This window comes from uncultured Nostoc sp., from assembly GCF_964245575.1.
GTDB lineage: Bacteria > Cyanobacteriota > Cyanobacteriia > Cyanobacteriales > Nostocaceae > Nostoc.
Window position 1 is genome coordinate 1 of the sequence record NZ_CAXTNP010000207.1, and the last position, 14,315, is coordinate 14,315.

Annotated in this window: 12 protein-coding genes and 1 pseudogene; 6 read left to right on the forward strand and 7 right to left on the reverse strand. The window is 42.0% G+C overall.

From position 1 onward, the window contains the following. The 4 genes from ACFFAP_RS26705 to ACFFAP_RS26720 form a co-directional block, all read right to left on the reverse strand. Positions 1 to 1,515: efflux RND transporter periplasmic adaptor subunit (locus tag ACFFAP_RS26705; protein ID WP_375514064.1), on the reverse strand; the 1,515-nt coding region annotated here is incomplete at its 3' end. 270 nt (positions 1,516 to 1,785) lie between these two features. Further along, positions 1,786 to 2,694 (reverse strand): hypothetical protein, encoded by a 909-nt coding sequence (locus ACFFAP_RS26710; RefSeq protein WP_375514065.1) that lies wholly within the window; start codon positions 2,692 to 2,694, stop codon positions 1,786 to 1,788. 45 nt (positions 2,695 to 2,739) lie between these two features. After that, positions 2,740 to 4,020, reverse strand: a complete 1,281-nt coding sequence (locus tag ACFFAP_RS26715; RefSeq protein ID WP_375514066.1) for a S41 family peptidase — start codon at positions 4,018 to 4,020, stop codon at positions 2,740 to 2,742. A 57-nt stretch (positions 4,021 to 4,077) separates the two neighbouring features. Beyond that, positions 4,078 to 4,467, reverse strand: coding sequence for a hypothetical protein (locus ACFFAP_RS26720; protein ID WP_375514067.1), 390 nt, complete (start codon positions 4,465 to 4,467; stop codon positions 4,078 to 4,080). Between the two features lie 335 nt (positions 4,468 to 4,802). Between ACFFAP_RS26720 and ACFFAP_RS26725 the strand changes: the two genes are divergently transcribed. The 3 genes from ACFFAP_RS26725 (at position 4,803) to ACFFAP_RS26735 (ending at position 7,834) form a co-directional block, all read left to right on the forward strand. Continuing rightward, entirely contained in the window at positions 4,803 to 6,020 is a 1,218-nt protein-coding gene (locus tag ACFFAP_RS26725) for a sensor histidine kinase (protein WP_375514068.1), read from the forward strand. 2 nt (positions 6,021 to 6,022) lie between these two features. Next, entirely contained in the window at positions 6,023 to 6,658 is a 636-nt protein-coding gene (locus tag ACFFAP_RS26730; protein WP_375514069.1) for a response regulator, read from the forward strand. 452 nt (positions 6,659 to 7,110) lie between these two features. Next, positions 7,111 to 7,834, forward strand: a protein-coding gene (locus tag ACFFAP_RS26735; protein WP_375514070.1) for an IS1 family transposase whose coding sequence is annotated in 2 segments (ribosomal slippage) — positions 7,111 to 7,710 and positions 7,712 to 7,834 — 723 coding nt in all. Because the reading frame shifts where the segments join, the coding sequence is not laid out codon by codon here. A 208-nt stretch (positions 7,835 to 8,042) separates the two neighbouring features. Here ACFFAP_RS26735 and ACFFAP_RS26740 read toward each other — a convergent pair. The 3 genes from ACFFAP_RS26740 to ACFFAP_RS26750 all read right to left on the reverse strand — a co-directional run bounded on the left by ACFFAP_RS26740 (position 8,043) and on the right by ACFFAP_RS26750 (position 11,789). Then, complete coding sequence (locus ACFFAP_RS26740; RefSeq protein WP_375514071.1) at positions 8,043 to 8,435, reverse strand: hypothetical protein; 393 nt, start codon at positions 8,433 to 8,435, stop codon at positions 8,043 to 8,045. A 401-nt stretch (positions 8,436 to 8,836) separates the two neighbouring features. After that, entirely contained in the window at positions 8,837 to 10,042 is a 1,206-nt protein-coding gene (locus ACFFAP_RS26745) for a glutathione S-transferase family protein (protein ID WP_375514072.1), read from the reverse strand. 301 nt (positions 10,043 to 10,343) lie between these two features. Further along, positions 10,344 to 11,789: an alpha/beta hydrolase gene (locus ACFFAP_RS26750; RefSeq protein WP_375514073.1), complete on the reverse strand. Its 1,446-nt coding sequence runs from the start codon at positions 11,787 to 11,789 to the stop codon at positions 10,344 to 10,346. A 375-nt stretch (positions 11,790 to 12,164) separates the two neighbouring features. Between ACFFAP_RS26750 and ACFFAP_RS26755 the strand changes: the two genes are divergently transcribed. The 3 genes and pseudogenes from ACFFAP_RS26755 to ACFFAP_RS26765 all read left to right on the forward strand — a co-directional run bounded on the left by ACFFAP_RS26755 (position 12,165) and on the right by ACFFAP_RS26765 (position 14,250). Next, positions 12,165 to 12,437, forward strand: a complete 273-nt coding sequence (locus ACFFAP_RS26755; RefSeq protein ID WP_375512921.1) for a hypothetical protein — start codon at positions 12,165 to 12,167, stop codon at positions 12,435 to 12,437. Between the two features lie 138 nt (positions 12,438 to 12,575). Next, a complete protein-coding gene (locus ACFFAP_RS26760; protein ID WP_375514074.1) occupies positions 12,576 to 12,788 on the forward strand; it encodes a hypothetical protein in 213 nt (70 codons plus the stop codon). Continuing rightward, positions 12,785 to 14,250, forward strand: a pseudogene (locus ACFFAP_RS26765) (ISLre2 family transposase). The gene ACFFAP_RS26760 and the pseudogene ACFFAP_RS26765 overlap by 4 nt, the downstream one beginning before the upstream one ends. Positions 14,251 to 14,315: the final 65 nt, after the last annotated feature.

Sequence of the window (14,315 nt, forward strand, 5' to 3'; positions counted from 1 at the left end):
CCCTCCCCCCCTTCCTCTTCTTGACTTCGAGGAATTTCCATCTGCATTTGAGTTATTGCCGGCCGTTTTGATGCGGATTTTGCTACCCGAAACGAGATTCGCTTGACCATCGGTGACAATTTTATCGCCTGGTTGCGGCCCTTTCTCAACCACATCTAGCCCATTAATGCTGTTACTAACTGAAACTGGGACATTTTCTACCGTCATATCTGGCTTAACTACAAAGACAAACTGACCATCCGGGCCATTCTGCACGGCTTGGGAGGGAACAACCGTTGCATTCGGTTCTTCGGTCAGCGTTAGCGTTGCGTTCACAAATTGACCGGGAAACAAGTGTCCTTGAGTGTTATCAAAGTCACCAATCAGTTGAATAGTCCCTGTGGTGTTATCGACCGTATTATTGACAAATGTCAAAGTACCTGGAACAGAATGAGTTTGATCGTTAGGGAACGTCACATCTACCTTCAGCTTGCCATTCTGCATATACTTTTGTACTTGGGGCAGATTTGTTTCGGGAATAGAAAAAGCAACTTGAATCGGGCGAATTTGGGTCAGGGTAACAAGTGGAGTCGTGCTGTTGGCTTGCACCACATTGCCCAGAGTTACCAGAATATTGCCAGCGCGACCATCAATCGGCGCATAAATTTTGGCGTAAGATAATTGCACTTTGGTATTGTCCAATGCTCCCTGGTCAGAAGTGACAACAGCTTGAGCATTAGCGATCGCAGCTTGATCGCCCTGGACAACAGCTTGAGCATTAGTCAGCGCCACTCGATCGCTTTTCAAAACAGCTTGAGCATTAGCGATCGCTTCTCGATCTGCTTGTAGGGTTGCTGTAGCCGATTTACTATTGGAAACGTATTGCTGTGCTTGATCCAAGCTGATAGCGCCTTTCTTATATAACGCACCATAGCGATCGCTCTGTCCTTTGGCAAATTGTGCTTGGGCTTGATCCTTGGCTAAAGTCGCCTGGGCTTGTCGCACCAAGGCTTGGTCTTTGATTAAAGTCGCCCTAGCTTGGTCTACCTGACCCAAGTCTCTAGCTAATGTAGCTCTTGCTTGTTGTACCTGCGCTTGGTCTTTCACTACAATTCCTTGAGCTTGCTGGATTGCAGCAGTTTGCGATCGGTCATCCAGGGTAAATAAAAGTTGTCCCTTTTTTACGTCTTGACCTTTCTTGAAATAAACTCCAATGATCCGTCCACTAGCTTCGGGCGTAATCGAGACTGTAGACCCCGATTGCACATTGCCAATCGCCTGTAGTTGTACCGGAACAGTTTTTTGTGTCACCATTGCCACGGTTACCGGTGTTACTTGCTGCCTATTACCGCGAGATTTTTCAGTTTTGTCTGACTTGGCTGCACCCGCATGGATACCAAAAAAAACCAGCCCACCCAGCAATATCACGCCCAAAATTACCAAACTAATCTTTTTTGGTGATCGCTTTTTTGGCGATCGTGATAGCTCCGGTTTTACACTGTTGTCAGTCAAATCGTTAGAAATTTCATGGTTCATCAGAACCTCCAGTGGATTTTAGTTTATTACGAACAGACAAATCCTTTACCACCTCAACTCCCCTGATACCAATTTAATTTGTCAGAATATCTGTAATCTTTTATTATTTTTTGTAATTGTGTATCTTTATTCTGTTCAAATTTGAATATTGAGGAAGATAGTTTGACGAGCCAAAAGCGGAATTTATCGGTGATTGAGATGCTTTGCTTGTATTACTAGGTTTGGTATCTGAGGATATTGAGTTACTCATAGTAAGTTAGCCTCTGTCGATTAATTAGGGGATTTTTTATTAGGGAAAAACCGTAGATAATGACTTGACGAGCCATAAAGGTTTTTATAAATAAACCAGGTATCAAGCACTAGTTCTAAAAGAGCAATCAACACCCAAATTGCTAGAGAAACAATTACAGGGAGGCTAAGATCAGGAAACTTCCTTTGCAAATCAATAATCCCAAATAACAGCAAAAACAGCAGTGAAATTCCCAGGAGAAAGGACAACTTGACGATCGCCAGAATGAAACGGCTCATCTCCAGAATACGATTGTAAAGCCTGGAAAATCCCTCGACAATTTCTTCAATGTTATTGATGACAAGTAAAATTTGTTGTCGGTGCAGATGGGTAGCTAAAGAGCATTGTTGCTCCACCTGCGCCCATTCATATTCATTCTTGAAATTATTTAAAAGCTTATCCAAAGGTAGCACCTGGGAGCTAGTTGGCCAAATTGGTAAATCCTTTAAATGCAAGGGAACTAAATAATTAATCAGCGCTATCAGAGTTTCCTCAAAATTACTGAGTTCGGAGGGAAGAGACTGAGTTAGACGAATGAGTTGGTCAATCTGAATCTGAAGTGTATAGTAGTCCTCATGCCGCCTTTGAGCGATTAACTGACTATTAAACGTGAGGAAAACAATTAACACCCCCAATAAAGCAGCTAGGGACTGGGATACAGCAGAAAAGAATTCAATCGCCACCTGTTTAGGCACTGTCAGCCAGGGGGCATTTTCCCGCATAGCAAAAACCAAGGTGACAACAAATACAACTCCAACGATCGCTAGCTGATGGTGGGTAACAGTAGCTATGACTGTCCGCACTAGGGGAGTGTTACTGAGTTGAACCAGAATTTGCAGACCTGGGACTGGTTCACAAATTTGCAGTCGTTGAGCTTTGCGGGTTGACATGATTGAAAGTGGCGATAGGAGATATTGTTAAGAATATCCCTATACTTATTGCCCACGTTGTAAACTTAGATGATTGGCATCGGACTGAATCAATTTGCTTAGGTCAGCAACCGCGCTAGCATACTGAGGATCAGCTAATGTCCCCAAGGTTCGCTTTTGCACTAATGCTTTCTGTTGTGCCTTGGTTAATTCCACATTAATATCTGGTGTAATGCCGACATGATTGATATCTCGACCTTTGGGTGTGTAGTATTTGGCGATCGTTAGTTTCAGCGCCGAACCATCAGAAAGTGGCTCTACAGATTGAACTAAACCTTTACCGAAGGTGCGAGTCCCTACTAACCTGGCGCGATTATCATCTTGCAATGCTCCCGATAAAATTTCGCTGGCGCTAGCCGATCCCTTATCGACCAGGATGACTAAGGGTTTGTTGGTGAGAGGATGTCCCGACGCATTGTAACTATCTTTAACTTGGTCTCGATTTACCAAAGACACGATCGCCCCTTCTTTCAACCACATACTGGCAATTTGCAAACTTGCATCCAGCAGTCCACCGGGGTCGGAACGCAGATCCAAGACGTAGCCCTGCACCTGCTGTTTTTCTAAGGCTTGAATTGCCCGATGCATCTCTACAGGAGCCGTTTGAGTAAACTCTGGTAAACGAATGTAACCAATATTACCTACTGCCGTGGTTTGCGTGTTGTAAGTTACAGGATGGATAGCAATATTTGCACGGGTAAGGTTGAAAGTTTGAGATTGGCTACCCCGTTGAATCGTGAGTACTACCTTGGTTCCCACCGGGCCCAGAATCCGCTTAACGGCATCCTCAATTCTCATCCCCTGAGTCATTTGACCATTAATCTGGATAATTACATCGTCCGGCAAAATACCCGCCCTAAAAGCAGGCGTTCCTTGAATCGGGGCGATAACAGTTAAGGCTTTAGTTTTTTCATTCAGTGCCAGTTCTAATCCGACACCACTGAGGTTGCCAGAAAGGTCGTTATTTAGGGCAAGAAATTCTTGGGGGTCGAAAAACTCCGTATAGCGATCGCCTAATTTAGCCACCATTTCTTGAATCGCCCCATAAGCCTGTTTGTTGGAACTATAGGAGCGGCTAAGATACTGCTGTCGAATTGCTTTCCAATCTTGATGGTTAAAGCTGACATCAACATAATTTTTATCTAGGATTTGCCATACCTCATCCACGAGTTTTTGGGGGCTAGGTTGGGGTTTACCTAGAGCTTTTGAAGCGTAGAGACTACTTCCTGCCAGGATTGCTGCGATAATAGCGAGTTCTATCTTGAGGATCAATTTTTGCTTGAACATAGTTTAACTATTTAGCATCTATTGTCTTATAAGTATTCTTTCTTTTGACTTGTTGCACTAAGATTTATCTTGGGATTGCCCTTTCCGGTGGGGATAGGCAGTCTTAAAAATATCCTGAATTTTAGTCTTTTGTTCAGCCGTGAGATTTAGGCTCAATACTGCTTTACGCATTCTTTCACCTTGTTGTAATTTCGCTGACAATTGCTTTACCTGATCTGGGGTCAGAACTGCCTCAACTTGCTTGCGAACTGCTTCGCGTTTCTCGGCACGTTCCGGCGTATTCCCCCCAGGAGAGTTTGTCGCAGAAGCATTGGTATCAGATACCTTTGTCCCAGAGTCCTCCCCTTGAGACACATCTGGAGACTTAGAACTGGTGCAACCTGTCATTCCTCCAATCAGGATAGTTGCAAGTAAAAGGGTTGGTAAAATTATCTGTTTTTTAATCATTTACTTCTCTGATTTTTGTTGTGTGTAATCCGACTGTTCTAACTCAATTTCGGTTTATGACTGTTTAGAAGGTGTTTGAAAAGTTACTGCTTTACTCACACCAGCTAATCTTAAAAGTTGGCATAGGTTTGTGCATGAGCCAGAATTCCTAACCTGACCAGTAAAAAAGTACTCAAGTTATTGTGACTTTTTTCCTAATTTAGAAATAATTAATCAGTCGGAATGGCTCTATCGATACTAGAGACAGATTCGTTATATAGAAAGAAGAGTTTCATCCTAAAATTGTAAAAATACCTATGGTTTTGTTACAAAGGCCATTGAGTTGGAACAGTTCTATGGTTCGCTTGACCTACCCATCGTTTCGTCTGTTGCTTTACCTAGAGTGGCTGTTATTAGCCACGGCAATGTTCATGGAAGTTCTGCTGCCATTTGAGTTGTCCTGGTCGTTGCTGCTACGAGTTGTCGTGATCGCCACCTTCAGCTTGATGGGCTTGAGACTACCAATGGTGAAGCTGGAAAGAAAATTATTTTATACAGCCCTGGAATTCGGTTTAATTTTGCTGCCAACAATTCAACATAGCTTATCTCCTCGCTCATTTTTGCTGCTGTGTCTGGTACTGGTGATGCGGAGTTGTCTTATATTTAAGCGATCCGGACAGTTGGTTGTCTTGATTTTATCTCTGGTGTCTCATGGAACACTGTTTTTGTCAAGACCCATTGAACCTAAGAACTTTATGCGAGATAAGATGATCGCCATGTCCTGGGATTGGCGATTAAGTAATATGTTATTGTTTAGCTTAACGTTAGTATTCGCTTTATTATTAATTAATGCACTGCTTGCAGAGCGCCAAAGTCGAGAGCAGTTAGAAATTACCCATCAGCAATTAGAAATAACCAATCAACAACTGTGTCAGTATGCGCTACGGATTGAAGATCAGGCAACCTTGCAGGAACGCAACCGAATTGCCCGCGAAATTCATGATGGGTTAGGACACACTCTAGTTGCCCAAACTATTCAGATTAATAATACCTTGTTGTTCTGGGAATCAAATAATCACAAAGCATTGACATTTCTCAAACAGGCAAAGGAATTGGGGGCTGAGGCGCTGCTGGAAATTCGGCGATCGCTTTCTGTTTTACGTTCAAATCCTTTGCAAGGACAATCTCTTAAATCAGCCATTGAAAAGCTGCTGACAGATTTTCAGCAAATCACAGGTATTCAACCGGACTGTAAAATTGACCTACCATACACTTTACCAACAGAAGTAAATACGGCTCTTTACCGAATTGTGCAAGAATCGTTGACAAATATTTGCAAACATGCTCAGGCGACGAGTGTCACCGTTGGACTACTAGCTGAGGCTGGAATGATTCATGTCTCAATCGAAGATAATGGAAAAGGGTTTAACCCTACTCAAAATACAACCGGGTTTGGGCTACAAGGGATGCGAGAACGAGCGGTTGCACTGGGCGCTCAGTTAAATCTCCACAGTCAATTAGGAACAGGTTGCTGTATTTCTGTTTCTTTGCCACTATCAAAGCTGTTGTTTTAGCTATGATTCGGATTTTATTAGTTGACGATCAGCATCTTATTCGCCAGGGACTTAAGAGTATGCTTGAGTCGAATGCCCAGATGCAGGTAATTGGTGAGGCGGAGAATGGGCAACGCGCACTCGAGGTGATTCCTGCACTCCAACCTGATATTGTGCTAATGGATATTCGGATGCCTGTAATGGATGGAGTTGCCACAACAAAGGCGATTGCTCAACAATATCCTGACATTAAAGTTCTCGTTCTGACCACCTTCGATGATGATGAGTATGTTTACCAGGCGATGCGGCTGGGTGCAAAGGGCTATTTACTCAAGGACACCGAACCTGATGAATTAATGTTGGCAATTCGATCCGTCTATAAGGGACAAACCCTACTCGGACCAGGATTGTTTGAAAAAGCACTCATGCCGATTACCGCACCTGTCCCGTCTGTGCAAACCCCTCCAGAATTGGCGCAACTCACACCCAGAGAATTAGATGTATTGCGGTTAATTGCTTCTGGAGCTAATAACCGTGAAATTGCCGAATCGCTGTTTCTTTCAGAAAACACTGTTAAGAATTATGTTACCAATATTCTGAGTCGGTTGAATTTACGTGATCGCACTCAAGCCGCTTTGTTTGCCCATTCCTTATTCTGACTTTTCCCGTTATAGCAACCGCCGAGCCAGTTAGGACAAACAGTATACTTAATGAGTAAAGTAACAAATATTGATCCTGCTTAAGCGGACAGTACAGAAACAGATAATGCCAAAACTCTACAGTTACGACCTACGTCAGAAAGTAATTCAGGCAATTGAGTTAGACATTGCTTGATATATTGCTCCCACGGTGGGTCTTGGCGCTTGGAATTCTTTTTTCGCATGACTTTCAGGAATATCTGACTCGAATCTTTGGGTAGTGGTAAATATGTAGTGAAACCTGATAATTTCTAACTCAAATTATTCATTTTTAGCTATTATAATTTTGAATTGTATTTAACTGACTGATTGAATTGTCTCTCAAAGATAAATTTACTAAATATATCGTTTAGCCATAAAATGTTAAAAGTAATAAAGTACAAGTGTTTTGAAATTAGAATATTGCAGCCTCGATGTCAGCCAAAGCACCTACTTGCCCCAATTGCGGTTCTCAACACACTGTCAAAAACGGCAGTATTCATAATCAAAAACCAAAGTACCAGTGTCAAAACTGTAAAAGACAGTTTATAGAAAATCCAACTAATAAAGTTATTAGTAAAGATACGATAGAGTTGATTGATCGACTTTTATATGAATTGATACCTTTGGCAGGGATTGCTCGTGCTGCTCTTGTTTCAGAAACTTGGTTACAGAAATACGTTAATAACAAATATACTCAGATTCCTCAAAAGGTAAAGGTTTCAGAGAAACCTAAAGGAAAATTGACTATCGAATGTGATGAGGCTTGGTCATTCGTAGCTAGTAAAAATAATAAGAAATGGATTTGGTTAGCCTTGGATAAAAAGACTAGAGAAATAGTTGGAGTTTACATAGGCGATCACAGTGAAGATGGAGCTAGAGGATTATGGAATTCTCTACCACCAGTTTATCGTCAATGTGCTGTTTGTTATACAGATTTTTGGGCAGATTATACACAAGTTATTCCTCACAAACGTCATCAGGCAGTAGGGAAAGAAAGTGGCAAGACTAACCATATTGAACGCTTTAACTCTGACATTGCGTCAAAGAATTGCTCGTTTGGTTAGAAAGACTTTATCCTTCTCTAAAAAGCTAAATAACCACATTGGTGCTATCTGGTATTTTATTCATCATTATAATTCTTGTTGTAGTGCCTAAATTTATTTTCACTACATATTTACCACTACCCCCCTTTACCACTACCCCCCCAATTACCGTCTTGATACTGATGATGTTTTCTTCGTGCAGCAGGTTTTGAAATATCGGCAGAGACAACGGGAGCAAAAGGAACACAGACGGCAGTTGGAGCAAGCTCAAAATGCGGCACACATCTGTGTTTTCTAAACGTGGGTTAGCTGCACCAGTCTCAATAGACCTTATTGGGCTGACTACCGTACAACCGAAACAAGGGCTGGTGACTGGCTTTTATATTGTTATGCCGCAGATTGAAATCTGTTGGTTGCAGTCGATACTCGGCAAAAAGCCGCAGCAGTTGGGCTTCGTGTTCGACGGCAAACACCAAGAACAGATCCGGTCGGCGATCCCCAGTCAGAACATTGATCGCCTGATACACTGGCTCAGGGATGAAGAACGGGGGATCAACAATAATCACATCAAATTCCCGGTTAATCGGCTGTGGCGACCGCAAATCATAAGGGAGAAACTCCGCAAATTCAGCAAACTTCGGGTCGATGTCTAGAAGCGTCACCCAGCGCCCTCGTTGATACCATTCGGCTCTTGCCGAGGCGTACAAAGGCAACAGGGATTCGCATATACATCCAGCGCGCACACGAGCGCAGAAGCGGTTTGTTGTGTAAAGAAAATCTGGCTCAACGTGAAGTCAGGAGGAATGAACCAGTCGATGGGGTCTACCTTAGACTTAAACCACGGCTGACCAGGGCCGATTGCCATCCGCTCCGTCAAAACCCGCTTTAGTTGATCTTTGTCCATACATATACCTCTTGCAACATCTGCATAACGTCTCAAATCGGCGGGCGGCAGCCGAGGTCTTTGATGCAGACAAAAATCTCAAACTTTGCTGTCAATGAATTAGAGGATGTAGAAACCTCTAGCTAGCTTCGCTTGAGCTAGAGGTAGTTCATACCAAGATAACTGTTCACTGTTAGAGTCGCGCGATCTGCCAGGATGAGTGCGGTAATCCTACTTGATGACAAAGTTAGACGGGTCTTGATCTCGTCGATGCTTAGTGGGAATGGGAGCTGGCTGCCCATCACCCGCAAGGGCTGCGGTTTTCTCCAGGGATTCCCTCAATCGCTTGGCTGCGTAGATGGACATGTCTCGCGGTACATTAATGCGATCGCGCAAATATCGTAGACCGACATCAGAACCTGATGGAGGTACACAGTCTTCATCGGTGATCATCTGTGTTAAAGCACAACGTAGGGCTTGATCAAATAATTTATCATCTAAGGGGTTGACTCGGATAATATTGATGCGATGCTCGATAGTTCGTTGAAGAGCTTCCATGCGGGAGTTTTGCGGTTCTGGATAAGTAACATCTGGTAGCCCGAACCAGGGACCGTTATCCACCTGCGCTTTATTGAGAAGCATCTGGGTTTCGCCGTTTTCCCAACAGCCCCCCATCTGGGGCGGCAAATCATGTACATGTGTATGAAAGTCGCTCTGGGTACCGCAGTAGGTCGTTCGGCTTTCCATTGCCGCAAACCATGCGCTCAAGCGAGGGTTTTCCGAACGCAGGGAGTACCCTTTGTAGTAGTAAAGGCTCGCATTCATCCGTTCGAGATATGGCGTAAAAATCACATCAACGATGCCGAACTTATCTAGAAAGTAAGGGCTTAGGGTGCGACCCAGAGCCGACTCAACCCTAGCCACCACTCCGATAAATTGTTCTCGGTTGCGTTGTTCTTGTTGAGACGAACCTGCTCTAGAGCATAGCCAAGCGCACCAGGCTCTAAATAAAAGTCGTTCTAATTGACGTAGAGGAATCACTGTAGGGTCTTCCATCCCTTGACTTAATGGAGCAAAAACCTTGGACAAAGCGATCAAAATGTCATCGCTTTCCTTAATAATCTGTCCATCTAGCTCGATCGCGGGGAGCATTCCTGATGGTACCTTACGTTTGTACCAACTTTCTTTCTCCCCATAGCAGAACATTGTCACTTTTTCAATCCGATAGGGAATCTGTTTTTCCTCTAGCCATAACCAAACTTTTTGACAGTAAGGACACCAGGCGTGGTTATCGCGGTACAGCGTTACCCGTACATCAGCTTCCGGCTGACCAAACAAGCGCAACCTGGCTCTAGCGTTGGTGAGACCATTGACGGTATCTATTTGATAATCCGTGAGGGTTTCTAGTTCTTCCCAGCTTAAGGGTGCGGTAGTCATAGGGGGAGTTGCGTAGGGCAATACTTAGGACAATTCTATACTCTACAATATTTTCAATCACACCAAGGCTTAATTTTACCGATAGGTTCGCCTCTAAAGAAAAGATATTGGACAAATAGCAGCCTGAAAGTTTAGTCTACAAAGGCATGGACGAATCACAGAAGCGGTTATGAAGCACTTAAACAATACAAATGCAATTTCAGAGTGAGTTGATGATTTACCAGCGATCATCCATTGGTTGTCACTTTCTTCTCTTCCAGTTTCTGCTAGACCTTGAATTACCACAAAATTTCTCATGGTTTCAGCTTGCTAGAGGAAAAGTTGCTGCTAACATCCATCCAAAGAATAAGGCATTACCGATGGCATAGCTCCAATATTCGTTAAATAAGCTAGAAGTAAATGAAAAAATAGCCACAAGTATAGGGAACAAGGGCAGTAAAAGATAAATAAACCCAAGATTTGGTAGCAAGTAAAGTACTAAAATAAAACCTCCGATTAAGGCTGCGCTTTGTCCTAGCCACCACAAAAGACGTTTTCCAAACAAGAGGTTTTGTTGGGCTATACCTGATGCTAAAAACCAAGGAAAACTAACAAGTGCAAGTATAGGAAACAACTGCAAACGTATCCCAGTTAACCACCACTGTAACCACACTACTTGAGCCATCGCTCCGAAACCAATCCATAACACTATGAATAGAACAATGCCGATTCCTAAACCTCTAACTGTAGGTCGTTGCATTCGTGACATAATCACAAGCCAAGTTAATCCTGCTGCACCAAACCAAATACTTACTGCTGTGCCTACTAAAACTCCACCTAAGTTATCAATATCACCGAGCCAATTACCTACTAAAAGTGTACCGCTTGCGGCAAAAGGCGCTGTTAACAAGCCTACCCAGCTTTTTAGCTGTTCTACTTGATTGGGGAGGAAAGAAGTATTTAAAACCGGAGCAACTGCTCCTAGTATTACTAACCACGCTAATAAGTGTAAAACGTACCAAATCATTCGATAATCAACATAGTTGCTTTGACGCTGGATTCCAAAAGTAGCATCAAGCCAACTTCTAGCTGCTTGATGGCTTTGCTTACGGAACAAAATTGTAATATGTTCAGCATTAGGAATAATTACTAGCTCTCTTCCCTTGCCCTGAAATAAATTTTTATTTTCTCCACCTGCGCTTTCAAGTAACCGCTTTGCATTGGCAATAAATCTACCTTCCCAACTTCCTGCCTGCAATTGGAGATTATCAGGAGCTTTTGGTGTAACTGAAGCACTTGTAGGAGAAATAGCTACAGTCGCCGCATAACGATTGACATTATTAATAGCAGCAGACATCACTGCACCGCTACCCATTGAGTGACCTAAAGTAGCTAAACGCAATTTATCTACCTCTGGTTGTTTTACAAGGGCTTCATAAGCAACATCAAGATTTTGCTGAAGTGAATTTTTTCCCAACGGTTTAGTATTAGCTGCATGACTATCAAAGTCCCATACTATAACTGCGTAACCTGCATCTGCTAAGGTGTAGGCGTACCCAAGCATTAACTGCTTAGAACCTGCATACCCATGTGCTATTAAAACACCAGGTACATTTTTTGCATTCTTTGACACTATGTATAATAGCGGCACACCATCACAGACCATTTGCTTTACTGTAAGAGACGCCTGTACGGTCATTACTCTCCACCAAGAAATAGCAATTACTAATAGTGCCAAAATCAGCGTCAGTAAACGCTTATTGTTCATAGACTTCTAGTTAATAGACCTCTTGCAAATTATTTTATGGTATGTTACTTTCAATACTGGGAGCGGAACGCAACCGTTTTCTGCCACACTCGCAAATTGAACGCTATATCAACCAATTAGGCAGCTGATCAACATTTTTCAAGAACCTTATTCAAAATTGTATGTTGGTGGTAATTTAGATGTATGGATGAAGACTGCTGGATTTGAGCAAGTGCAAACAAAGCCTGTGGGCTGGCTCAATCAAGTGACACAAGGTATCAAGCCAAATAAATTCACTTTTTCCCGTGAAACCACGTAAATTTTTATTCTCAGCGATCGCTTGAATTGCTGGGATCTAATGTTGTACTCTGTTTTCAAAGTTCGATTGGCCAGCAGATGAACATAGGAATAATTGAGCCAAGAAATAGCGGGTTTTTAGAAGTGATGCCAGAGGGAGAAGGCAGCGACTATTGGCAGATTGCAGCTGTACACATCAATGGCCAAGTCTTCTGCCCTAGCCCTCGCCTTTATCGCAATCAGCAGGTGGCATTAGCGCAAGCTGCACAAATTTATGATTGGCTAGCTGACCACGAGCCACAAATTAGTGGTGGAGGTTGCTACATCTCTTCGTTGAAGCTAGCGCTGTGGCGTCAACCGAAAGTATCTTAGTTGCCCAATTTATCCAACTTTGGCTCGAAAAGAATTTTTTAAGCACCATCGCTGAAGAATGTTGACAGTATTACCGATCATCAGACATAACAAAAATCCCACGAGTGAGGTGAGGTGGGAGCAACGCGATTTTGTGAGATGACCCTACCGGAAGAGCGATCGCTAAAAACTAGCTTCAGTAGATTAAAGATATTAGTTATATCTAAAGCAGTATTTACACTGACAAAAGTTCTGATTCTTCTGATCAGAGATAAATATGACTCGTTTTTTGGGCAAAAAAAAGGTAGGATTCCCTTTGGAGTAAAGGTTTTGATATGTGACATCAAAACAGGGAGTGCCTACACTGAATGAAAAATAGTATATATTCTACTTTCGATTTAAGCAAATCATTAAAACAGTTTCAAGAAAAAGTTACGAAACTTTTAGAATTAACGAATATATCAGAATGGGATGGACGCGTTTTCAAAGAACGAGAGGAAAAAATTAGAGAATCTGCATTAATAATGGCTGGAGAATGTACGGCTTTGTTGCTTCATAAGCTGTCAAAATCTCAAGAGTTTTTGGACAAAGCAATGCAGCAAACACAGGGATGGTGGCATGAGACAACACAAAAACATGGTTGTAAAAAGCGCCAAATATTAACAATTGGTAATGTGGAAGTAAATTTAAAATTACCCTATGTAGTTGAACGTCTAACTCAACCAAAGAAAAATCAAAAATCATTACAGTCAGGATTTTGCCCATTCTTAAGATATTTAGGAATGTCTGAGGGTTTAACACAAGAGTGTTTTCTCGAAAATTGCCCAATATGGTGCAATTTCTGGTTTTTTTGAAGCAGCACGTACAATCCTAATAGATTGGGGCAGAAATATCAGTCTAAAACGCATAGAACGGCTAACATATTACTTTGGTAAAATCGGTATAGATTTACGCCAATCGAAATTAAAAAATTTAGAGTGTGGTAGTCTACCGACAAATAATGTTCTACAAGACCAGCGTGTTGTCATCGCTGTAGATGGCGGTCGTACCCGAATTCGGATTAATAATAAAGGAAGGCGTAAGGTTAAAACTAACCGTGTAGGCTATACAGGAGAATGGATTGAGCCAAAATTATTAACCATTTATGTAGTAAATGAGCAAGGTGAAAAAATTAAGAATGGCGAGATTCCTATTACTAACGATGGCACTTATTCAGGATTTGAAGGATTTTTACAAATATTAGAGATGTACTTGGTTAATTTAGGGATCAGTCAGGCAAAACAGGTTTTATTAATTGCGGATGGTGCAGACTGGATATGGATACATATCCCTCGGTTATTAAAAAAATTAGACTGCCCAACTCCAACTTATCAGATATTAGATTTTTATCATGCTGCATCACATTTACAAGACTTCGCTGATGCTACATTTAGTACAAAAGATGAACGTCAACAATGGTTTAAAAAGGCACGAAAAACTTTAAAGAAAGGTCAAGCATTAGGTTTAATGAAAAGCATGGATGAATTTATTCATAGGGCGAGTGGTGAACGTCTGAAAATTTTAGTCCGAGAGCGAAATTATATTTTAAAAGCTTACCGACGGAGACTTTTAAAATATAACGAAGTTGCATCTCAAAAGCTCCCTCTTTGCAGTGGTGCTTCTTGATTGTTTAATTCGTCAAGTTGTTAATTTACGCATGAAAGGTAACAGTAAGTTTTGGCTTAAAGATCATGCCGAAATCATGTTACATCAACGCTCGCAATGGATAGCTAAAACTTGGGATAATTTTTGTGATTCTATATTTAATTCTTTTATTAAACCCAGAACTGGGTAATATATTTTATACAGTCATTTCCAATTCCCCAGAAGAATTGCCATAATCAATACTAAGTATAATAG

Bases quoted from the DNA above. Each gene is read 5' to 3' on its own strand.
- ACFFAP_RS26715 (WP_375514066.1), bottom strand. From the start codon at position 4,020: ATGTTCAAGCAAAAATTGATCCTCAAGATAGAACTCGCTATTATCGCA.
- ACFFAP_RS26725 (WP_375514068.1), top strand. From the start codon at position 4,803: ATGGTTCGCTTGACCTACCCATCGTTTCGTCTGTTGCTTTACCTAGAG.
- ACFFAP_RS26730 (WP_375514069.1), top strand. From the start codon at position 6,023: ATGATTCGGATTTTATTAGTTGACGATCAGCATCTTATTCGCCAGGGA.
- ACFFAP_RS26760 (WP_375514074.1), top strand. From the start codon at position 12,576: ATGACCCTACCGGAAGAGCGATCGCTAAAAACTAGCTTCAGTAGATTA.
- ACFFAP_RS26720 (WP_375514067.1), bottom strand. From the start codon at position 4,467: ATGATTAAAAAACAGATAATTTTACCAACCCTTTTACTTGCAACTATC.
- ACFFAP_RS26745 (WP_375514072.1), bottom strand. From the start codon at position 10,042: ATGACTACCGCACCCTTAAGCTGGGAAGAACTAGAAACCCTCACGGAT.
- ACFFAP_RS26750 (WP_375514073.1), bottom strand. From the start codon at position 11,789: ATGAACAATAAGCGTTTACTGACGCTGATTTTGGCACTATTAGTAATT.
- ACFFAP_RS26710 (WP_375514065.1), bottom strand. From the start codon at position 2,694: ATGTCAACCCGCAAAGCTCAACGACTGCAAATTTGTGAACCAGTCCCA.
- ACFFAP_RS26755 (WP_375512921.1), top strand. From the start codon at position 12,165: ATGAACATAGGAATAATTGAGCCAAGAAATAGCGGGTTTTTAGAAGTG.